The organism is Caulobacter sp. DWR2-3-1b2, from assembly GCF_049896345.1.
Classification (GTDB): Bacteria; Pseudomonadota; Alphaproteobacteria; order Caulobacterales; family Caulobacteraceae; genus Caulobacter.
On the sequence record NZ_JAFCUC010000004.1, the window covers coordinates 111,211 to 132,015 of the forward strand.

General features: G+C 67.0%; 19 protein-coding genes and 1 tRNA gene. 7 read left to right on the forward strand and 13 right to left on the reverse strand.

The window, feature by feature from the left end; genetic code table 11:
* Positions 1–83: 83 nt before the first annotated feature.
* From ACP694_RS12370 to glmU, 8 genes are all read right to left on the reverse strand, one after another.
* The gene (locus tag ACP694_RS12370; RefSeq protein ID WP_426012798.1) at positions 84–950 is read right to left on the reverse strand and encodes an alpha/beta hydrolase; all 867 of its coding nucleotides are present in this window, start codon (positions 948–950) and stop codon (positions 84–86) included.
* 69 nt (positions 951–1,019) lie between these two features.
* Positions 1,020–2,810: a long-chain-acyl-CoA synthetase gene (locus tag ACP694_RS12375; RefSeq protein WP_426012800.1), complete on the reverse strand. Its 1,791-nt coding sequence runs from the start codon at positions 2,808–2,810 to the stop codon at positions 1,020–1,022.
* Positions 2,811–2,856: 46 nt separating this feature from the next.
* Complete coding sequence (locus ACP694_RS12380; protein WP_426012801.1) at positions 2,857–3,801, reverse strand: retroviral-like aspartic protease family protein; 945 nt, start codon at positions 3,799–3,801, stop codon at positions 2,857–2,859.
* Positions 3,802–3,871: 70 nt separating this feature from the next.
* Positions 3,872–5,251: a class II 3-deoxy-7-phosphoheptulonate synthase gene (locus tag ACP694_RS12385; protein WP_426012802.1), complete on the reverse strand. Its 1,380-nt coding sequence runs from the start codon at positions 5,249–5,251 to the stop codon at positions 3,872–3,874.
* A gap of 84 nt (positions 5,252–5,335) precedes the next feature.
* A complete protein-coding gene (locus ACP694_RS12390; protein WP_426012804.1) occupies positions 5,336–6,595 on the reverse strand; it encodes an O-antigen ligase family protein in 1,260 nt (419 codons plus the stop codon).
* Positions 6,592–7,986 carry a glutathione-disulfide reductase gene (gene gor / locus ACP694_RS12395; protein ID WP_426012806.1) on the reverse strand — a complete coding sequence of 465 codons (1,395 nt, stop codon included), beginning with the start codon at positions 7,984–7,986 and terminating at the stop codon, positions 6,592–6,594. Before gor ends, ACP694_RS12390 begins: the two co-directional genes overlap by 4 nt.
* Before the next feature lie 66 nt (positions 7,987–8,052).
* Positions 8,053–8,733 (reverse strand): ribose-5-phosphate isomerase RpiA, encoded by a 681-nt coding sequence (gene rpiA, locus ACP694_RS12400; protein WP_426012808.1) that lies wholly within the window; start codon positions 8,731–8,733, stop codon positions 8,053–8,055.
* Positions 8,730–10,118, reverse strand: a complete 1,389-nt coding sequence (glmU, locus tag ACP694_RS12405; protein WP_426012810.1) for a bifunctional UDP-N-acetylglucosamine diphosphorylase/glucosamine-1-phosphate N-acetyltransferase GlmU — start codon at positions 10,116–10,118, stop codon at positions 8,730–8,732. The genes rpiA and glmU overlap by 4 nt, the downstream gene beginning before the upstream one ends.
* A gap of 69 nt (positions 10,119–10,187) precedes the next feature.
* Between glmU and gph the strand changes: the two genes are divergently transcribed.
* The 4 genes from gph to ACP694_RS12425 all read left to right on the forward strand — a co-directional run bounded on the left by gph (position 10,188) and on the right by ACP694_RS12425 (position 12,470).
* Entirely contained in the window at positions 10,188–10,919 is a 732-nt protein-coding gene (gene gph / locus ACP694_RS12410) for a phosphoglycolate phosphatase (RefSeq protein ID WP_426012812.1), read from the forward strand.
* Between the two features lie 45 nt (positions 10,920–10,964).
* Positions 10,965–11,039 (forward strand) — tRNA-Val (locus ACP694_RS12415).
* 348 nt (positions 11,040–11,387) lie between these two features.
* Positions 11,388–11,798, forward strand: coding sequence for a GreA/GreB family elongation factor (locus ACP694_RS12420; RefSeq protein ID WP_426012814.1), 411 nt, complete (start codon positions 11,388–11,390; stop codon positions 11,796–11,798).
* Between the two features lie 84 nt (positions 11,799–11,882).
* A complete protein-coding gene (locus ACP694_RS12425; RefSeq protein ID WP_426012815.1) occupies positions 11,883–12,470 on the forward strand; it encodes a sigma-70 family RNA polymerase sigma factor in 588 nt (195 codons plus the stop codon).
* Between the two features lie 159 nt (positions 12,471–12,629).
* Here ACP694_RS12425 and ACP694_RS12430 read toward each other — a convergent pair whose 3' ends face one another.
* Positions 12,630–13,025 carry a hypothetical protein gene (locus ACP694_RS12430; RefSeq protein ID WP_426012817.1) on the reverse strand — a complete coding sequence of 132 codons (396 nt, stop codon included), beginning with the start codon at positions 13,023–13,025 and terminating at the stop codon, positions 12,630–12,632.
* A gap of 80 nt (positions 13,026–13,105) precedes the next feature.
* Entirely contained in the window at positions 13,106–13,831 is a 726-nt protein-coding gene (locus tag ACP694_RS12435; RefSeq protein ID WP_426012819.1) for a glutathione S-transferase family protein, read from the reverse strand.
* Between the two features lie 122 nt (positions 13,832–13,953).
* Between ACP694_RS12435 and ACP694_RS12440 the strand changes: the two genes are divergently transcribed.
* Positions 13,954–14,670, forward strand: coding sequence for a helix-turn-helix transcriptional regulator (locus ACP694_RS12440; protein ID WP_426012820.1), 717 nt, complete (start codon positions 13,954–13,956; stop codon positions 14,668–14,670).
* 152 nt (positions 14,671–14,822) lie between these two features.
* Complete coding sequence (locus ACP694_RS12445) at positions 14,823–15,920, forward strand: HNH endonuclease (protein WP_426012821.1); 1,098 nt, start codon at positions 14,823–14,825, stop codon at positions 15,918–15,920.
* A 446-nt stretch (positions 15,921–16,366) separates the two neighbouring features.
* Here ACP694_RS12445 and ACP694_RS12450 read toward each other — a convergent pair whose 3' ends face one another.
* From ACP694_RS12450 to ACP694_RS12460, 3 genes are all read right to left on the reverse strand, one after another.
* Positions 16,367–17,353 (reverse strand): alpha/beta hydrolase, encoded by a 987-nt coding sequence (locus ACP694_RS12450; protein ID WP_426012822.1) that lies wholly within the window; start codon positions 17,351–17,353, stop codon positions 16,367–16,369.
* Between the two features lie 81 nt (positions 17,354–17,434).
* Positions 17,435–18,241 (reverse strand): TrmH family RNA methyltransferase, encoded by an 807-nt coding sequence (locus ACP694_RS12455; RefSeq protein WP_426012823.1) that lies wholly within the window; start codon positions 18,239–18,241, stop codon positions 17,435–17,437.
* Positions 18,242–18,260: 19 nt separating this feature from the next.
* Positions 18,261–19,532 (reverse strand): MFS transporter, encoded by a 1,272-nt coding sequence (locus ACP694_RS12460; protein WP_426012824.1) that lies wholly within the window; start codon positions 19,530–19,532, stop codon positions 18,261–18,263.
* A gap of 197 nt (positions 19,533–19,729) precedes the next feature.
* Between ACP694_RS12460 and ACP694_RS12465 the strand changes: the two genes are divergently transcribed.
* A complete protein-coding gene (locus ACP694_RS12465; RefSeq protein ID WP_426012826.1) occupies positions 19,730–20,791 on the forward strand; it encodes a LacI family DNA-binding transcriptional regulator in 1,062 nt (353 codons plus the stop codon).
* The last annotated feature ends 14 nt before the right edge of the window (positions 20,792–20,805 follow it).

A 20,805-nucleotide genomic window follows, 5' to 3' on the forward strand; every position in this document is an offset into this window, starting at 1 on the left:
AGCGTATGATCACCTCACGTTTGAGGAGCGGTGCACTTCAAGTGTGAATCCACATCCCGGCGTTCGCCGGGATGAACGGAATTTTACGACACCCGTGCTTTCAAAAACCCCACCATCTCCGCCAGCACCGGCGCCTTGCCGCGCAAGGGCTTGGAGAGGGCCAGCACCGTGTCGGCGTGATTCAGCCCCGCATAGTGACGCTCCTCCACCGCCACGCCCTTGGCCCGAAGACCGGCGGCCAAAGCCACGGTGTTGCGCGGTTTGACGGTGGTGTCGGCGTCGCCGGTGGCCAGGAAGGCCGGCGGCGATCCGGCCTTGGCGTAGCGCGCCGGCTGGGTGGCGGGCAGGTCGCGGGCCTCGCCGAAGGTCTGCCGGGTGATCGGCCCGTCCAGCGGCAGAAAGTCGTAGGGACCAGACAGGCCAGCGAGCGCCTTCACGGCCTTGGGATCGACGCCGGCGGTCTTCAGGTAGCGGTCATCGAGCGCCAGCATGGCGGCGATATAGGCGCCGGCCGAATGGCCGACCAGCACGAGCCGGTCCGGATCGCCGCCCAGCGCCCGGGCATGCTCGATGGCCCAGCGCACGGCCAAGGCCCCGTCCGCGATGAAGCTGGGATAGCGCACGGCCGGATAGAGCCGATAGTCAGGCACGATTGTCAGGAAGCCCTGGGCCGCCAGGGCCCGGCCCACCCAGCCGTAGTCCTGCCGACGTCCGGAATCCCAGGAACCGCCATAGAAGAACACCGCCACCGGGGCCGGGGCCGTCTCGCGCTTGGGCGCATAGACATCCAGCACCTGCCGCTCCAGGGTCCCATAGGCGGCGCCGTGCTCGCTGAGCTTGGCGGCGTCCTTGGGTGTGAAGGTGGCGAACAGCGACAGCGGCGAACAGGCCGAGGCCATAGACCCCGCCAGCGCGATCAGCCCGGCTCTCCGCGTCATCGATCCGACCATGCCCCGCTCCACCTCATGCGCCCCATGCCCACGCCGCTCAAGATACGGCGTTGCACGGAGCCCGGACGCCTACAGCCGGTAACCGCCCGCCAGAATCTTGGCGTGGACCGTCTTGGTCAGCTTCACATAGCCCTTGGCCTGATCGCGGAAATAGAGCGGATCCTTGGTGTTGGCGGGATCGAAGCCCTCCTTGACCAGGTCCATTTTGCGATATTTGAAGGTGCCGGTGGTCTCGATCTCGGGCTGCAGGCGCACGAAGATCGGACGGGCATAGGCCGGCATCTCGCGATCGACATAGTCGGCCAGGGCGTTAATGTCGAACTCCGGCCCGACCACCAAGGCGGCCATGCCGGCCTTGCCGTCCAGGTCGCCGACCGGCACGCCATAGACATTGACCTCCTTGACGCCCTCGACGCCGGACAGGCGCTCGGAGACCTCGCTGGTGGCGACGTTTTCGCCCTTCCAGCGGAAGGTGTCGCCGATCCGGTCGATGAAATAGAGGTAGCCGTCGCTGTCGCCGCGCATCAGGTCGCCGGTGCGGAACCAGGCGTCGCCCTTCTGGAAGGCGTCGTGCAGGATCTTCTTCTCGGTCGCGGCCTTGTCGGCGTAGCCGGTGAAGTTGGAGCGGGCGTCGCTGGCGATGTGGCCGATGCACTCGCCGATCTCGCCGGGCGCCGCCTCGATGCAGCAGCCGTCGGAGCCGCGCACCGGCATCTCGGTCTCGACGTCGAACTTGACGATGCGGATGTTGAACTTGCTGCGCAGATATTTCGGGATCCGGCCGATCGCCCCGCGCCGGCCGTCGAAGTTGAACAACGAGACGTTGCCCTCGGTCGCGCCATAGAACTCCAGCACACCACCCACCTTGAAGCGGTCGAGCATGGTGTCCCAGACGTCGGGGCGCAGGCCATTGCCGAAGATCAGCCGGATCTTGTGGGCCCGCTCGTTGGGGCCTTCGGGGTGGTTGGCCAGATAGCGGCACAGCTCGCCGATATAGACGAACATCGTGCAGCGCTCGTTGACGCAGTCGTCCCAGAACTGGCTGGCTGAAAACTTCTTGCGCAGCAGCACGCTGCCGCCGTTCAGCAGGGCCGCGCCCATGGCGCAGAGGCCGCCGGTGGCGTGATACAGCGGCAGGGTGACGTAGATGCGGTCGGTGGCGCGGGCGTCGGTCGAGCCCGCGAAGCCGCGCATATAGAGTTGAGCGCGCATGTGGGTGATGCGCGCGGCCTTGGGCAGACCCGTGGTGCCGCTGGTGAAGATGTAGAGGGCCGTGTCCTTGGCGGTGATGCCGTTGCGCGCCGTCAGGCGGTCTGGGCGTAGATGGCTGCAGCTCTTCAGGGCGTTGACCAAGTCGCGCTGGTCGCCGTGCGCCGGTCCCATCACCCACTGCTGGACGTGGCGGTCCAGCGCCCCCTTCGCCTGTTCGAAACAGGGCGAGGTCTCGGCGTCGACGATGCAGTGCAGGGCCTGGGAGATGTTCAGGCAGTGGGCCAGGGCGGGCCCGGTCAACTGGTTGTTGATCAGGGCGGTGGCGACCCCGACCTTGGACAGGCCATACCAGATGGCCAGATATTCCAGCCGGTTGGGCATGAACAGCGCCACGGTGGCGCCGCGCGTGATCCCCTGGCCCTTGGCCCAGTGGGCATAGCGGTTGGCGATGGCGTCTAGTTCGCCGTAGTTGACGGTCTTGCCTTCGAAGGTGATGGCCGGGCTGCCCGACCACTTGTCGACGGCGGCTTCCAGGTCATCGCAGATCAGGTTGCCGCTGTCGGGAGCGATGGACTTCACGCGCTTGAGGGTCCGCGTAAGCCCTTTCAGGAACCGCAGTTCACGCTTCAACCTGGCCGGCAAACTCATCGACGCACTCCGTTCAAACAACCATTGGAGAGCGGCGAGCGACCGGTCAAGACATGGCCGAGTCCACCGATGACCGCGACAGTTGAAAATGGACGGCGCCCCGCCGATAGTCGAGCAAAACGGTCTCGAAGATGCTCAAAACGTCCATGCCCAGCAGCAGGGCGGGCCGGTCGGAAGTCCCCCAATAATCGAAGGTATGAACCGGGCCAAAGACCAGGGGCAGGTTGATCAGGCTGATCGGATCCAGCTTCAGACGCTTGAGCGCGGCCAAGCGACCGTCCGGCATTTGTCCCGTCAGACTGACCAGTTGGGTTTCGGTCCAGGCGCTGGTGACGCCCCGTCGCTGAATGGCGATGTCCATCAAAGCCCCGTTGCCGACCGTGGTGGTGGAGCCTGTGTCCAGGAAGGCAAGGGTCGGGACCCCGGCGGCCAGGGCCTTGATCAAGGCCAACCCGCCGCGACGCAGCTTTGTGGGCGCCGTGACGCTGAGCTCATCGGTCTTGGGCAGGCTGGCGCCGACGTGCAACTGCTTGCCCGCCACGTCCAGTGTCAGCCCCCGCTCGCCCAGCCAGTCCATGCCCAACATGCCCAACATGCCCGGCGCATTGAGATAGCGTTCCGGAAGGACCGACAGGTTCAGATGCCTGCGCTCGCGGCGGCTTACCCGGATGGTGTCGAGCGCCACGGTGCGCACCCTCTGGGCGCCGGCTATGCCGTGCAGGGTGACGTCCGGCCCTCGCGGCAGGGCCAGGCTGTCGGCCAGCACGGCGGAAATGACCGACGCGCTGGCGCCGGTGTCGACTAGGAAGGGATAGGGTCCCTGGCCATTCAGGAAGACCTGCACCGTCAACCGGCGCGCACCATCCAGCACGCGGGTCGGCGCGCTCGAGGGCGGCGTGGGCGCCTGCTGATCAGCCCAGCCAACGCCGAGCGCGGCAAGGGTGGCGAGCGCCGCCGCCATGTGGCGCCGGGATATCGAGACGTTAGCCATGGCGTCGCCTCCTTCTTGGAAGGACGCCTACACCCGCGAACCACCCATGGCCAAGACTAAGGTAACGCCGTTATCCCGTCGCCAGGCGTCGCTGATCCTCGCGCGCCGACTTCAGCTTTTCGGCCACCAGGAAGGCCAGTTCCAAGGCCTGCTCGCCATTCAGCCGAGGGTCGCAATGGGTGTGGTAGCGGTCGGCGAGATCGCCCTCCGACACCGCCCGCGCGCCGCCGATGCACTCGGTGACGTTCTGACCAGTCATTTCCAGATGCACGCCGCCGGGGTGAACGCCCTCGGCGTTGGCGATCTCGACGAACGACTTCACCTCGGCCAGGATTCGGTCGAACGGCCGGGTCTTGTAGCCGGTCGAGGCCTTCAGCGTGTTGCCGTGCATCGGGTCGGTGGCCCAGACGACAGAACGGCCGGCCGCCTTGGTGGCCCTCATCAGGCGCGGCAGGCGGTCGGCGATCTTGTCCGAGCCAAAGCGGCCGTACAGGGTCAGTCGGCCAGGCTCATTATGCGGGTTGAGCACGTCGATCAGCCGCAGCAGGTCGTCGCCCTCCATGGTCGGACCGCACTTCAGGCCGATCGGGTTCTTGACGCCCTTCATGAACTCGATGTGGGCGCCGTCCAGCTGGCGGGTGCGCTCGCCGATCCACAGCAGGTGGGCGCTGGTGTCGTACCAGTCGCCCGAGGTGCTATCGACGCGAGTCATGGCTTCCTCGAAGCCCAGCAGCAGGGCCTCGTGGCTGGTGAAGAACTCCACCTGGTGCATACCCGGATGGCTTTCGGGCGTGACCCCGATCGCGGCCATGAAGGTCAGGCTCTCGCTGATCTTGTCCGACAGCTCGCGGTAGCGCGCACCCTGCGGGCTGTCGCCCACGAAGCCCAGGGTCCAGCGGTGGATGTTGTGCAGGTCGGCATAACCGCCGCTGGCGAAGGCGCGCAGCAGGTTCAGGGTCGCGGCCGACTGGCCATAGGCCTTTAGCAGGCGGTCCGGATCGGGGATGCGCTCGGCGGCCGTGAAGTCCATGCCATTGATGTTGTCGCCGCGATAGGACGGCAGGGTGACGCCGTCGATCGTCTCAATCGGTTCCGAGCGTGGCTTGGCGAACTGGCCGGCGATGCGCCCAACCTTCACCACGGGCTTGCCGCCGGCGAAGGTCAGCACCACCGCCATCTGCAGGATCAGGCGGAAGGTGTCGCGGATGTTGTCTGCGTGGAATTCCTTGAAGCTCTCGGCGCAGTCGCCGCCCTGCAGCAGGAAGGCGCGGCCCTCGGCCACGTCGCCCAGCAGGCTCTTCAAGCGGCGCGCTTCACCGGCGAAGACCAGCGGCGGCATCTGGCGCAGGGTCTGTTCCACGCGATCGACCGCACCCATGTCCGGGTAGTCGGTCGGGACGTGTTTCGCAGGCATGGCTCTCCACGACGACGGGGTCCAACGGCTGGTCATGACGGTCTCGAACTTCTCAAAAGGGAGCGGCTTCTATCCTGGCCGCGCGGCAAAAGCAAAATTATTGCGACGAAACCCCGTTATTTAGCCCAATGGGGTAAGTTCAACCAAATTCTCGCCATCCGGTTGGCTGCCGAACCGCATCAGGCCGCAGGCGATCAGGGTCAAGGCGCCCAGGGCGAGCCACCATTCCTGCCAGACCCCGAAGCTTAAGGCCCCGATCACCAGATAGCTGACCAGGGCCCCGGCCGCCGCTGCAGCCTCGCCCCGCGAGCGCTCGGCGGTCCGTACGACAGCGTAGGCCAACCAGCAGAAGAACACCCCCGCCAGGGCCGCGCCGATCGCCCCCAGCTCCAGCCACAACTGAAGTTGGGCGTTGTGAGTGTGCAGCGGAATGGCAGCGCCGAAGGTGCGGCTGGCGTCCAGGCCCCAGCCGCGAAACGGATGGGTCTGGATGTGGTCGGCGGCGAAGGTCCAGATGTTGAGCCGGGCGTCCCAGGAAGCCGGAACCAGTTTGTGCAGCCAGGCGATCACGCCGGTCTCCACCCCGACCAGCACGGCAAGGGGCGCGACAACGAACGGCAGGGCCACCAGGCCGACCAGGACCCGTGGTCCCAGCGCGCCGCCATAACGCACCATCAGCCAGGCCACGGAGCCCAGAACCAGCGCGACTAGGCAGGCGTCGGAACTGACGATCTTGGAGGCCACCAAGGTTGCGGCGACCAGCACCCAGATCGCGCGCGGGGCGTTGCGCCGCCACAGGATCAACGTCACCGGCCAGATCAGCAGGGCCAGGGCGTAGGTGGCGGTCGAGACCTTGACCAGGGCCAGGTCGGCGCGGATCGGAACTCCGGTGAGTTGGCGAAACTGCTGATAGATCGTCGCGCCGGCGAAGGCGTCGATCACCACCAGCAGGGCCAGGGCGGTCATGCCATAGGCCAGGATCATGCCGGCCCGCTCGGCCGACCTTTCCGAAAGGCCCCGCAGCGCGACCACGGCCGCGCCGTAGCTGGCCAGTTGCAACAGCAGCTTCAGGGCGGTCAGGGCCTCGATGTCGTCATAGTCCTTCAGCGTCGAAGGATCGATCGCCGCCGGGCTCCAGATCATGCTGGTCGCCGCCCAGAGGGCCAGAGCCACCAGGATCAGCAGAGGCGGGGCGGCGGCGCGGGTCAGCCTCAGGCCCGGCAGGCAAAGAAGGCCGGCCAGCGCCATCAGCGGCGCGAAACCCAGCGGCCCCAGATAGGCCAGCAGTGACGTCATCACGACCACGAAGATCGCCACGCCGCCCAGCCAGGGCGTGGGCCGCTCCGAGGCGCCGCCGACGATCGAGGCCTGTCTGATCATGTGCCGCCCATTTCCGACGGCATGTACTTCTCGCGCATCGTCACCAGCTCCTCGGCCAGGGTGGGGTGGACCGCGCAGGTCGAGTCCCACTGCGCCTTGGTGACACCCATCTTCACGGCGATCGCCGCCATCTGGATGATCTCCGGCGCGTCCGGGCTCACCACGTGTACGCCCACCACCCTCTGGTCGTCCTGCTTGACCACCAGCTTGAACAAACAGCGCTCCTGGCCGCCATAGAAGGTCACCTTCATCGGGCGGAACACGGCGCGATAGATGTCGACCTTGCCGAAGGCGTGGCGGGCCTGCGCCTCCGTCATGCCCACCGTCCCGACGGGGGGTTGCGAGAATACCGCCGAGGCGACCATGTCGTGGTCGAAGCTCGTCGGATTGTCGTGGAATTCGGTCTGGGCGAAGGCCGCGCCCTCGCGGATCGCCACCGGCGTCAGGTTGATGCGATCGGTCACGTCGCCGACGGCCCAGATGTTCTCGGCCGTGGTCTTGGAGAAGTCATCGACGACGATCGCCCCGCGTTCGTTAAGCGTCAAGCCGACCTTCTCCAGGCCCAGCCCCTCGACATAGGGGTCGCGGCCGGTGGCGAACATCACCACGTCGGTCTCGAAGGTCAGGTCGTTGCTGAGCGTGCTGACCAGGCCGGCTTCGGTCTTCTCTATCTTCTGGTGGTCACAGCCCAGCACCACCTTGATCCCGCGCTTCTCCAGCTCGTCGGCCAGGTGCGAGCGCACGTCGTCGTCGAAGCCGCGCAGCACATTGGCGCCGCGATAGAGCAGTGTCGTCTCCACGCCCAGGCCGTTGAAGATCGAGGCGAACTCCACGGCGATATAGCCACCGCCCACCACCATCACCCGCTTGGGCAGTTCGGCCAGGTGGAAGGCCTCGTCCGAGGTGATGCCCAGGTCAGCGCCCGGGAAGTCCGGACGCCAGGGCCTGCCGCCGGTGGCGATCAGGATCTTGTGGGCGGTATAGCGGCCGGCGTCCTCGGAGCCATCCTTGGGCAGCACCTCGACGGTGTGGGCGTCGACGATCAGGGCCCGGCCGTGCAGCAGGTGCGCGCCGGCCTTCTGCAGATTGGTGACATAGATCCCCGACAGCCGGGCGATCTCGACGTCCTTGTCCTGCAGGAAGGTCTTCCAGTCGAACTTGGCGCCCTCAATGGTCCAGCCATAGCCCTTGGCGGTCTTCAGCTGGCTGGTGACCTCGCTGGCATAGACCATGAACTTCTTGGGCACGCAGCCGCGGATCACGCAGGTGCCGCCGACCCGGTATTCCTCGGCCACGGCCACCTTGGCGCCGCTCATCGCCGCCACCCGCGCGGCCCGCACCCCGCCCGAACCGGCGCCGATGACAAAGAGGTCGAAGTCGTACTCAGCCATGACAGGCTCCGGGGTGCGTTCAGATCAGGGCGGCCTCGGCGAGACCGGAAGACGGCGGATATGGGTCTAGGGGACCAGCTTGACCACCCCTTGGTCGGTTCCCAGCAGGGCTTCGTCGGCCAGGTCGAGGAACAGGCCATGATCGACGACGCCGGTCACGGTCTTCAGGGCGCCGGCCAGGGCCGCCGGCTCGGCGATCACGCCGGGCTGCATGTCGTAGATCACATTGCCGCCGTCGGTGACCACCAAGCCGCGATCGGCCATCCGCAGGCGCGGCGGCAGCAGGTCGAACTCGGCGGCGATGTCGGCCAGGCGCTGGCCGGTATGGAGGTGCCCAAAGCGCACCACCTCGATCGGCAGCGGGAACCGGCCCAGGGTCTTCACGTGTTTGGCGGCGTCGGCGATGACCACGCAGCGCTTGGACGCCTCCCAGACCAGCTTCTCGCGCAGCAGAGCCGCGCCGCCGCCCTTGATCAGGCTGAGGCCAGGACCGATCTCGTCGGCGCCATCGACGGTCAGGTCGATGCTCTTGACGTCGTCCAGCGCCACCAGGGCGATGCCGAGCTCGCGGGCCAGGCTGGCGGTGGCTTCCGAGGTCGGCACGCAGCGGACGTCCAGCTTGCGCGCCGCCAGGGCTTTCACGAACCAGACCGCCGTCGAGCCGGTGCCCAGGCCCACCACCATGCCGCTCTCGACGAGCTGCGCCGCCGCCTCACCCGAAATCCGCTTCTGATCTTCGGCGCTCATGCTTTCCCCCTCTTGGCCAGTTTCAGGGCCCGGAACCTGTCCGCCCAGCCCGGCTTGTCGCTCTGCGGCGCGCGGGCGACGGCCAGGGCGCCGGCCGCGACGTCGCGGGTGATCACCGAGCCGGAGCCCGTCATTGCCCCGTCGCCGACCCTTACGGGCGCCACGAGCGCTGTGTTGGAGCCGATGAAGGCCCCCTCGCCGACATGGGTCTCGAACTTTTCGAAGCCGTCATAGTTACAGAAGATCGTGCCGGCCCCGATATTGGCCTTCGCCCCGATCGAACCGTCGCCCAGATAGCTCAGGTGATTGGCCTTCGCGCCAGCCCCGACCTTGACCTTCTTGACCTCGACGAAATTGCCGATGTGGGCTTCCGGGCCGATCTCTGCGCCAGGCCGCAAGCGAGCATAGGGACCGATCAAGGCGCCCTCCCCCACGGTCGCGCCCTCGACATGGCTGAACGCCTTGATCACCGCGCCGCTCGCGACGCTGACGCCGGGACCGAACACCACGAAGGGCTCGACCGTGACGCCGGCCGCAAGCCTGGTGTCCCAGCTCAGATGCACCGTATCGGGCGCCGGCATGGTCACGCCCTCGACCAGCAGGGCTTGGCGGCGCGCCGCTTGCCAGACCGCCTCGGCGGCGGCCAGCTCGGCCTGGGAGTTGACGCCCTGCACGGCCGGTTCGGGCGCGAAGGCGGCGCGGGTGGCCAACTCCCGCTCATGGGCCAGGCCGACCACGTCGGTCAGGTAATATTCGCCCTTGGCGTTGTCGTTGCCGACCTGGGCCAACAGGTCGAAGAGTGTGGCGCGGTCGGCCGCCAGGACGCCGGAATTGCAGTGCTTGACCTGTTTGACGGTTTCGTCGGCGTCCTTCTCCTCGACGATGCGCAGCAGCACATGGCCGGGGGCCATGATCAACCGCCCGTAGCCGACGGGATTGGCGGCCTCGAAGCCCAGCACCGCGACGTCAGCGCCTCCCCCACGCGAAGAACCGCCGCGCAGAGCGAACAACGGCTCCACCACTGCGGCGGTCAGCAGCGGGCAGTCGGCATAGGTCACCACCACGTCGCCGTCGAAATCGGCCAGGGCGTCTCGCGCGGCCAGCACGGCGTGGCCGGTGCCCAGCGGCGGGTCCTGCAGAACGGTCGCGCCCTCGCCCAGGCGCTTGCGGACGTGCTCGCCAACCGCCGGGCTGTGGGCGCCGACCACCACGACGATCCGCTCACAGCCGAGGGTCTGGGCGGTGTCGATGGCGTGGTCCAGCAAGGTTCTTCCGCCGATCCGGTGCAGCACCTTGGGGGTCGGCGACTTCATCCGCGTGCCCTGGCCGGCGGCGAGAATGACGGCGGCGCGCGGGCGCACTGGAGGCGAAACGGCGTTGGTCATGGGCGAAGCGACTCCGAAGGCGCGGACCAAAGTTGCATTAGCCGCGCGTTTAGCCGAAAGGCCAGAGCCATGCATGCCCAGAACGACATTCTAACGACTGACGTTCTGCGCGGCGCGACGATCGCCTTCGACCTCGACGGCACCCTGGTCGACACCGCCCCCGACCTCGTCGCCTCGCTGAACATCATCCTTGGCGAAGAGGGCCTGCCACCCCTGCCCTTCGACGACGTGCGCAAGATGGTCGGGCGCGGGGCCAAGGCCCTATTGGAACGCGGTTTCGCCGCCGCCGGCGCGCCGCTGGACGCCGAGAGCGCGCCCGCCCTGGTCGAGCGCTTCATCGCCCTCTATTTGGGCCGGATCGCCCAGGAGAGCACGCCCTTTCCGGGCATGGTCGAGACCCTGGTGTCGTTGCGCACGGTCGGCGCCAGGCTGGCGGTCTGCACCAACAAGCTGACCCACCTGTCGATCGCCCTGCTCGACGCCCTGGACCTGACCCAATATTTCGACGCCGTGGTCGGGGCCGACCACGCCCCCGCCCCCAAGCCCGACCCGCGTCACGTGCTGGCGACGATCGCTGCGGTCGGCGGCGATCCGGCCCGCGCCGTGATGGTCGGCGACAGCATCAACGACGTGCTTTCGGCCAAGGCGGCCGGCGTGCCGACCCTGCTGGTGTCGTTCGGCTATACCGAAGCCCCGGTCGAAACCCTAGGCGGAGATCTGTTGATACACGCCTTCTCCGAGGTCCAGGAGGCCTGCGTCCGGCTTTTGACCTCTTGCGGTCGGGGAACGACCGGGCTATAGGCCCGTCCCTCTCGCGGCGAGGACTTCAAACCTCACCGACACGGCGGATGCTTAGCTCAGCGGGAGAGCACCTCGTTCACACCGAGGGGGTCGTAGGTTCAATCCCTACAGCATCCACCAACCCTTCCACCTTCTGCATCTGAACGCCGGTCGCCGGGCCCAGCCCGATTTGACATCGGCGGTCAGGCTCCCCATCTACCCGTTATCCAGCGGGCTTCGCGATCTCTTCGCACCCCGCCGGTCGCCTGATCGCAGGCCTCTGATCCCCAAAGCTCGCGCACCGCGCAAACCACGGCTTCGGCGACCCAGAATAAGCGGGATATCCGTTTTCCGGATCCGCCCGCCTTTCCTCAGAGCTCCGCGTCGCACCAGACGCTCGCGCCATAGGGCGCGCGCTCACCGAGCCTCCGCATCTGCGCGACCTGGACGTCGCCGGCCGAGGCTCAAGCCACACTCCAGAAAGCCAATATGACTATCCTTTCAACTCAAACCTTCTCCACCCATGCCCTGCCCACGATCTACGTGACGCAGGCCGACCACGAGATCCTCACCAACTTGGCCGACGCAAACGGCGGTCGCGCCCTGGGCGGCCGCGTGCTGGCCGGCGAAATGGACCGCGCCCTTATCGTTGAACCCGGGCAAGCACCCCGCCCTTTTGCCGGCATCGGCTCGACCGTCCATTACCAAGACCTGACCAGCGGCCAGGACCGCACGGTGCGCCTTAGCCTGCCGCGCGACGCCAGCATCGACAACCATCGCGTCTCGGTGGTCGCCCCGGTCGGCGCTGCGCTGATCGGCATGACTGCCGGCGAGACCTTCCGCTGGACCGATGACGAGGGCCGAACGCGCGGCATCCGGGTGCTGGCCGTCGACAACTGATTGCGTGCGATCGCCACTAAATTTTCAATCAAGCGGAGCCATTCGCCGCCGGCCGCGTTTATCAACGGAACGGGGACCTAAGCCATGACTGATCAAACTTCGACCAAGCTGACCTTCGAGCGCGAGCTCGTCGCCCTGATCCCTCACCTGCGCGCCTTTGGCCGCTCGCTATGCGGCAACGCCACCCACGGCGACGACTTGGCCCAGGACGCGCTGGCCAAGGCGCTGGCGTCGCGCGACTCCTATACGCCGGGCACCAACCTGAAGGCCTGGACCTTCATGATCCTGCGCAACGTCTTCTATTCCGAGAAGCGCCGCTCGTGGCGCTCGTGCTCGCTTGATCCGGAAGTGGCTGAGCGCACCCTGATCTCGGTGTCCAACCCGACCGCCGCGCTGGAGCTCGACGAACTGCGCCGCGCCCTGGACATGCTGCCTGCCGACCAGCGCGAGGCCCTGATCCTGATCGGCGCCGCAGGCATGTCGTATGAAGAAGTCAGCGACATCACCGGCGCGGCCCTGGGCACGATCAAGAGCCGGGTCAGCCGGGCCCGCGATCGCCTGGCCCTGATCTTCGCCGAGGGCGCGATCACCGAGGACCACCTACCGGCCCACACCGCCATGGCCGCGATTTTCCAGCGCATCGACACCTACCGCATGGCCCGCGCGGCTTAGACACCTTCAAGCCGGCCCATCAGAATGGCCGCCTGCCCCGTCCGGGACGGGCGGCCTTCTTGATTCCGGGGTGCGTCCCGCCACGGCGCCTCAACTTCCACTCATCCCGGCGAAAGCCGGGATGAAGAGAATTTGGGATGGCCTCCACCCCGCCAACCCTTACCGCGAAGCCGGATCCCAGGCCGCCACCCTGTAGCCGTTCTCATCCAGGCACTTGTCCATCGCCATCTTGTGAGCGTTGTCCTGGGCCATGCGCGCGTCCTTGGACCCGCCCTTGGCCTTGTCATAGGGCACCTTGAGGATCAGGCCGGTCTGGCCGGGCTCGGCGTCGCGCGCGGTGGCGCTGGACCGCGAGATCAGGAAGCTGTCCGTCTTGCCGGCCCGCACCTGATCGCGGCAGGCGGCGAAGGTGGTGGCGAAGGCCTTCTCGTCGGAGGCCTTGGTTTCCAGGCGCGGCGAATAACCCATGCCGCCGCCGCCCATCATCGAACAGGCCCCCAGCGACGTCACGCAAGCGATCGCCGAGGCGGCGACCAAGATCTTGCTACGCTTCATGTTTTCCACTCCGCAAACCGGGCGACCGGCTCGCCCGAGCTTGAGGAGCGCGCGTCTCAAGGTTCCGGTTCCCCGGCGCCTCAAGCCGCCTTGCAGACCTGCGGCGCGAACTCGGGGTAATATCCGGCCATCATCCGCTCGGCATAGGCCACCAGGTTGGGGAAGCCCTCGGCCCGGCGACGGATGGGCGAGTCGAAGAACGGCGTCAGGATCTGGGCCAGCATGGCGAAGACGATGGCGTCGACGCTGGTCGGCCGATGGCCCATCAAGAACGACTTGTTCCCCAAGGTTTCCGACAGGGCGGTCAGCGACCAGGCGGCCAGCTCGACCATCTCGTCGGGCGAATGGCGGCCCATGCCCACGGCGTTGAGATTGCTCCGCACGGCGCCCAGCAAGCCGTCAATCGCGTCGGCCCGCGCCTCGCCCGGCATGCCGTCGAACCAATGGGCCGGGCCCTTGGCGAAGTTGTCGTCGTCGGAGAACCGGAAATGGCAGTTGGCCCAGCCCAGGTGGTTCTCGACCATCCGCTCGATCGCCCAGGCATGGGCGCGCTGGGCCTTAGTGAGGCCGGCGTCCAGATCGACCCCGTAGCTGCGCTCGAGATAGGCGCGGATGAAGGTCGAATCGGCCACCTTGACGCCGTCGTCGTCGATCCACGGCAGCTGGCCCTTGGGCGAGGTTTCGGGCCGGGCCGGAACTTTTTCGTACCAGAGGCCCGCCATCTTCAGGTGGATCTCGGTCTTGGTGACATAGGGGCTGCCCTCGGGAAGACCGTAGGCGGGGCCGGTGGCGTAGAGCGTGATCATCTCGGTATCCCCTGATCCTGCGCCCCACCCATTGTCCCTGGAAGGCGCCGTGTTGCGACATTCAGACGCTACCGCCATGCTGCTGCCAGCATGCTGTCAGCATCGACGGATAGGGTGGACCCATGAGACGCGCCGAACGCCTTTTCCAGATCATCCAGATCCTCCGCCGCAACCGGCAGCCGGTGACCGCCGACGCCATGGCGGCCGAGCTGGAGACCTCCAAACGCAGCGTTTATCGCGATATCGCCGCCCTGGTCGGTCAGAGGGCGCCCATTCGCGGCGAAGCGGGCGTCGGCTATGTGCTGGAGGCCGGGTACGACATGCCGCCCCTGATGCTGACTCCCGACGAGATCGAGGCCGCCGTGCTGGGCGCCCAGTGGGTCGCCAGCCGCGGCGACCCCGTTCTGGCCACCGCCGCCCGCGACCTGATCGCCAAGATCGCCTCCGCCGTGCCCGAGGAGCTACGGCCCTATGTGTTGACCCCCGCCACGGGGACCGGCACGAACTGGAAGGCCCTGCCCGACGGCATCGACATCGCCCAGACCCGCGCCTGGATCCATGCCGGCCGCAAGATCCGCCTCGACTATCGCGATGTGGAGGGCGCCGTCAGCCAGCGGGTGATCTGGCCGGTGACGGTGGGGTATCTGGACACCGTGCGGCTGCTGATCGGCTGGTGCGAGCTGCGCGGGGATTTTCGGAATTTCCGGACGGACCGGATCGAGGGGGCCGAGTTCCTGGACGAGAAGCATGGGCAGCGGGCCGGGGTGCTGAGGGCGCGGTGGCAGCGGGCGCTGGAGGAGGAGCGAGCGCGATGGGTGGAGAAGGGGTGCGGGGGTTAGAGGCAAAGCGCCGGGCTTGTACAGAGTCTGCAAGACGGACGGAGCGCTATGGGTATTTTTCGACGCACTTGGACTTTGCTATTTCGAGTAAGTAAAATTGTTCGCCTGAGGGTGAGACAATATGCGAGCAACCGAAAATGAGAACTTGCCTGATGGAGCCACCCGTCGAAGCAGATCAAGCCGCCAGTCTTCTCGACGCGGCGGCGGATGCAGTGCTTAACGAACAAATGGTGAAGGCGGCCGACTTGCTGCTGCAAGCCGACATCCGAACGCTTCACGCCTACGCCGCCTTCGTGATGCTTCCAACAGCGGAACTTTTGGGATTTAAGAAACACGCCCGTCAGGCTCGGCACGAAGTGCATCTGCAGCATCCAGGGCTGCGAATGCCGACCGGTGTGGACGCTGAAGCTATTTTCAAGCGAGATGGTTTCCGATGTCGCTATTGCAGTTGCCGAGTGGTCAGGCCGGGGGTGCGGTCACTGCTGACAGCTCTATTCCCCGATATCGTCCGTTGGCCCAGCGGAAAGGGAGGCGATCGAGCTAAGCACGCAGCGTTTTACGCCCTGAACGGCGTTCTCGACCATATACAGCCCTATGCCCGAGGTGGCGACAGTTCGACGGAGAACATCGTCACAGCCTGCTGGCCTTGTAACTTCGGAAAAGAAGATCATACGATAGAGGAACTTTGCTTGTCCGACCCTCGGCTGAGAACCCCAGTTGTGGACGACTGGGACGGGCTGGCGCGACTGGTGCGCAACCGCCGCAAGCCCGCCGGAACAGTGGCCAAGCTGCAGACATTTCCGCAGTGGAGTACGCGCCCGGACATTGAGGGGTGGCTGACGTCGATGAACTCTGAAACGTCTCTGGGCGTGATCGAGGCGCTGCGAGATTTGCTTGTTTCGCTGAGAAAACTTTCGTCCGTCAGCTTGTCGATCGGGCAAAACCTAACCGTCAACATTGTCTGCGGCGGCAAATCCTTGGGCGTACTTGGTATAAGCTTAGCGGGCGATGTCGATGTGCCCTGGCTTATCAGCGGTGAGAAAGACTGGTTCAAGCCCTTCGCGAAGACCCTCGCTGACGCCGTTCCCGAAGCCATATTCTACGAGACGCCCAGAATGTGGCGCGTAGACGGCTGCGGTACTGCGAGAGGGCAGATCACCGTCGATGAGCTCGTCGGCGCTGCAGCAGTCGTTCTCGCTGGCGTCGAGCAACTCGCTGGAAAGCAAACCCGCCCTCTTCGGCAGCCGTAAATGGTAGCCTTCCAGCGTTCTCGAACTCTCAAGACGCCCGCTTCCAGCGAACCGCAGCATCTTCACCGGGTGCGGCTGCGCCTTGAACTCTTGGTGGATGGGAGCTCTGGCGTCTGACCGAGTCAAGGACGGCCCGAAGGGCCGCCGCAGCGCGGCGGCGCGAGAGCGTCGTCCTTGACTCGGTCAGACGCCAGAGCAAGCTCGCCAGCAAGGTTTAAAGGCGCGGCCTTGCCGTTGCGGGCGGATTGGGAAGGGGCTGGAGCTGACGCCATGAGCGCTTTGCTTATATAGCTCGCCCAATCGCTTTGGGATCTGGGTCCCGGCATTCGCCGGGATGAGCGGATTTAAACTAGTGGTGAGATTCAGTCGCTTGGAACCCGCCCAAATCCTTCTCGGGAAAGGGATCGAGCGATTTCCAGGGGGACTCAAACGTCGCGTTCTCTCCACTAGACCCCGTGCCGTTTCGCGAACGTCGCGAACAGCGCCGGCCAGGCCGCCACCGGCTTGCCTGTGATAGACCGCATCCCAAACCCGTGGCCGCCCTCCTCGAAGACGTGCAACTCGGCCGGGACCGCCTTGGCCTTCAGGGCCGTGAACATCATCAGGCTGTTGGCCACCGGCACGGTCTTGTCGTCGGCGGCGTGGACCAGGAACACCGGCGGGACGCGGTCGGTGACGGTCTGGTCGGGCGAATAGAGCGCGATCTGCTCGGGCGTCGGCGAGGGCCCCAGCAGTTGCTTGCGCGAGCCGCCATGGGCCGGGCCGTCGGCCATGGAAACCACGGCGTACATCAGGCACGACAGGTCCGGCCGGGCCGACAGGTCGTCGGCGGCGTCGACCGGGTCATAGACCTTGGCGTCGAAGCGGGTGGTCAGGCTGGCGGCCAGGTGCCCGCCGGCCGAGAAGCCCATGATCGCCACGCGCGCCGGGTCGAACCTCATCGCCGCCGCCCTGGACCGCGCCAGCCGCACGGCGCGCTGGGCGTCCTGCAGCGGCGCGTCGGGCCCCGCGCCCCACCCGTCGCCGGGCAGGCGATAGAGCAGGACGAAACAGGTATAGCCATGGTCGGCCAGCCAGCGGGCGGTCTCGAAGCCCTCCTTGTCGGTCACCACCCGCTCATAGCCGCCGCCGGGCATCAGGATCACCGCCGCGCCATTGGGCTTGGCGGGGCGGATCACGGTCAGGGTCGGCTTGCGGGTGTGGGTCACGGCGCGGTCGCGCAGGCCCTTGGGGTCCCCGCGCTCGATGATCGTCTCGACCACCGTGACGCCGCTCGCGCCGGGCGGATCGCCGGGCCACAGGGACAGGATTTCCGTGGGGTCCATGGGAGGAGCCTGGGTCTTAGGTTTCGCCTTGGCCTGGGCGGCGCCCGCGACGGCCGAGGCCAGCAGGCCGCCGGTCAGGCTGGCCAGGGTTCCCCGACGGTTCAACATGGCGACGTCCCTAAGCAACTTTAGGGAACCGTAGGACCCCCCGTTCGCCACCGCAAGTCACCGGTGTCATTGCCTTGGCGCCTAACCCCCCGCGAACCGCAGGTGGTGCAGCACGATCCCGCTGGTGGTGGCGACGTTCAGCGAGTCGAAACCGCCGGCCATCGGGATGCCCACCGTCCGTACCCGCGCCATCACCTCGGCCGACAGCCCCGGCCCCTCGGCGCCCAGCAGCACCGCCGCGCGCGCCGGCGGGACCAGCGCGGCCAGGGTCTGGTCGGCCGCCGGGCTCAACGCCAAACCCTGGAAGCCGTGACGCTCGAGCAAGGCCACAACGTCCTCCCCCGGCGCCAGCCAGGCGGTGGGCACGCTCATCGTCGCGCCGATCGAGACGCGGATGGCCTTACGGTAGAAGGGATCGCAGCAGTCGCCGTCGAGGATCACCCCGTCCACGCCGAAGGCGGCTGCGTTGCGGAAGATGCCGCCGAGATTGTCGTGATTGGCGATGCCCATCAGGATGAGCACCACCGCCCGCTCGCCGGCTTGCGCCAACAAGGCCTCCGCTCTCAGCGGCTCGGGCTTGCGCCCCACGGCCAGCACGCCGCGGTGCAGGTGGAAGCCGGCGATGGCGTCCAGCACCGCCTGGCCGACGACATAGACCGGCGCGCCGTCGGGCAGGGCCTCGAACACCGCCGCCAGTTTGTCGGCCCGCTTGCCATCGACCAGCAGCGACTGCACTCGATCCGGCCTGTCGCGGACGAAGGCCCGCAGCACGGTCTCGCCCTCGGCGATGAACAGGCCCTGGCGGCCGACCAAATCGCGCTCCTTGATGTCGCGATAGGCTGCCACGCGTGGGTCGTTGGGATCGTCGATGGGGATCAGGTCGGCCACAGGGACCCTCGCGGAAGCGCTAACGCACGCCCCGTATCGGAAGGATCGCCAGGCCGCCAGCCGTCGCAAGGCCCGCGGCGACCAGATAGAGCGCGTGATAGTTCACGTGGGTCGGCCCCAGGAAGTACAGGGCCAGCACCGGGGCCAGGGCCTGGGGGAGGGTGTTGGCCAGGTTGATCACCCCCAGGTCCTTGCCGGCGTTCTTCTGCGAGGGCAGCACCTGGCTGACCAGGGCGATGTCGACGGCGTAATAGCAGCCCGCCCCGCAGCCGAAGATCAGGAAGCCTAGGACGACGATCGGCCACGCCGGCACCAGCGAGAAGGTGATCATCGCCGCCGCCAGGGTCAGGGCCGCGCCGGCCGCGAACAGCTTGCGACGCCGCAGGCGGTCCGAGAGCATGCCGCCCAGCATGCCGCAGGTGACATTGGCGCAGGTGGCCACCGTGGTCAGCAGGGCCAGGCCCTCCTCGGCCCGCCGGCCCGGGAAAAGGCGCGTGTAGTGCAGCGCGTCCTGCAAATAATAGAGCATGTAACACTGGGTCAGAGTGATCGCGACCAGCACCATGAACCGACTGATCCAGGCCAGGGCGAAGTCGGGATACTTCACCGGATTGACCCACAGGTCGGCCAGGAAGGCGCGCCATTTCAGGGTCGGCCGCTCGCTGATCGGCAGGGGCGCGTCGTTGAGGCTGAGCGCGAAGGGCGCGATGGCGATCAGCAGCACGAGCCCGATCGCCAGGTAGCGGGAGCCTTCGGTGAACAGCAGGCCGCCCACCAGCACCGCACCGGCCATGGCGCCGATCGGATGGCCCAGGCTGAGAAAGGCCGCCACCCGGCCCTTCTGGACGTCGGGCACCCGGTCCGGCAGCACCGCCAACAAAGCCGAGAACAGCAGGTTGAAGGCCAACTGGAAACAGACCACGCCCAGCATCAGAGTGGCCGCGCTGTGGGCGCGCATGATCATCAGATAGGAAGCGACCGTTCCCAACGCCCCGGCGATCATCCAGGGCCGGCGACGGCCGAAACGCGAGGTGGTGCGGTCGCTGATCGCTCCGGCCAGCAGGTTGGCGACGCTGGCGACGATCGCGCCCCAGATCGCCACCTGGCTCAGCACCACCGCCTTGTGACCCGGGTCAATGGCCTCGGCCTTCAGCGGCAACAGCACCTGGATCAGGGGCATGAAGCTGACATAGGCCCCGATCTGGGCGATCGTGAAGGCGGCGATGAAGCCCGCCTTGACGGGCACGGTCGGCCTTGCCTTATCGATCGCTTCGACCTCCACCGCCGACATCACGCCCCCCGAAAACGTGCGGTCTATGCCGCGATTGGCGCGACACTGACCTCGCCCGCCGGGTGATACAAGCCAGGACCGCCACCGAAAGCGCCCGTCTCGCCGATTTTTCAAAAGCGAGCGTCGCCTTATGCCGCCCAGTTGCTCTAGGCTGACGCCATGGAGATGAGTCCTATCAAACCAGACTTGGCGGGCCCATGGCGTCGGTGACGATCTACGACGTGGCGGCGCGGGCGGAAGTGTCGATCAAGACGGTCTCCCGAGTCATGAACAAGGAACCCAATGTCCGCCCGGCGATGCGCGACAGGGTGCTCGAGGCGGCCAACGCCCTGGGCTACGCGCCGAACCTGTCGGCCCGCAGCCTGGCCGGATCGCGCTCGTTCGTGATCGCCGTCTTCGCCGACGCCGCCCTGACTATCGACCACTGGCGCAGCGAGCGCGGTTCGGACTACCTGCAGCGCATTCAATTGGGCGCGACGCTGGAATGCCGGGGCGCGGGCTATCACCTGCTGGTGGAGCTGATCGACCATGACGACCCCAAGGTGCGCCAGGAGGTCGGCGCCCTGCTAGCCGCCCTGAAGCCCGACGGCGTCATCCTCACCCCGCCCAGCTGCGACAACGCCGTGGTGCTGGAACTGCTCGACAAGTCCGGCACGCCCTATGTGCGCCTAGGTCCTGAAAAGCCGGAGGGCCTGGGCGCCCGCGTCCACATGGACGACGTCGCCGCCGCCCGCGAGATGACCGAGCACCTGGCGGACCTTGGTCACGCGCGGATCGGCTTCATCATGGGCGACAAGCGCTACGGCGCCAGCCAGGCCCGGCGCCAGGGCTATCTGGCCGCCATGAAGGCGCGCGGCCTGAAGGTCGACAAGGCCTGGATTCGCCAGGGTGACTTCACGTTCGAGTCCGGCCACGAGGCGGCGACGGCCCTGCTGGCCCTGCCCGTCCGCCCGACGGCGATCTTCGCCAGCTCCGATGAAATGGCGTTAGGAGCACTGGCCGCCGCAGCCGAGGCCGAGATCAGCGTGCCCGGCGAGGTGTCGGTGGCCGGTTTCGACGACAGCCCTGTCTCGCGCCTGAGCCGTCCCCAGTTGAGCACCATCCGCCAGCCGCTGGTCGAGATGTCGACCCTGGCCACCAAGATGCTGATCAACGGCGTGGCCCGCTACAGCGGCGCCGAAACCCAGCCGCCACGGGACGAACTGCTGCCGTTCACCCTGATCCACCGCGCTTCGACGGCGGCGGTGGCGGAAGGGTGAGGCTCCGCGCCTCA